Source organism: Shigella sp. FC1544 (assembly GCF_001722145.1).
Taxonomy (GTDB): domain Bacteria; phylum Pseudomonadota; class Gammaproteobacteria; order Enterobacterales; family Enterobacteriaceae; genus Escherichia; species Escherichia coli.
This window is the reverse complement of record NZ_MECT01000481.1, coordinates 1-358: the sequence shown is the minus strand read 5'-3', so window position 1 is coordinate 358 and position 358 is coordinate 1. Positions and strand designations below refer to the sequence as shown.

Here is a 358-nt window from a genome sequence, read left to right as displayed (position 1 = left end):
TGCCATTTCCAGCGCTTTCATGGTGAGCCTGCTGTCCGGCGAGAACGACATGGCCCAGCCCACTGGTTTTCTTGCGAACAGGTCGAGAACAACGGCGAGGTACGCCCAGCGCTTACCCGTCCAGATACAGGTCACATCACCGCACCACACCTGATTTGGCTCGGTCACGGCGAACTGCCTTTCAAGGTAGTTAGGGATAGCAACATGTTCATGACCACCACGTTTATACCGGTGAGTCGGCTGCTGACAGCTGACCAGCCCCAGCTCTTTCATGAGCCTGCCAGCAAGCCAGCGTCCCATCTGGTAGCCTCTCCGGGTTGCCATTGTGGCGATGCTTCTTGCTCCGGCCGAACCATGG

Annotated in this window: 1 protein-coding gene; it reads right to left on the bottom strand. The window is 58.1% G+C overall.

Annotation, left to right across the window (positions count from 1 at the left end; translation table 11 throughout):
• A partial coding sequence (locus BGK49_RS28110) for a DDE-type integrase/transposase/recombinase (protein ID WP_143561408.1) occupies window positions 1-358 on the bottom strand: 358 nt, incomplete at both ends.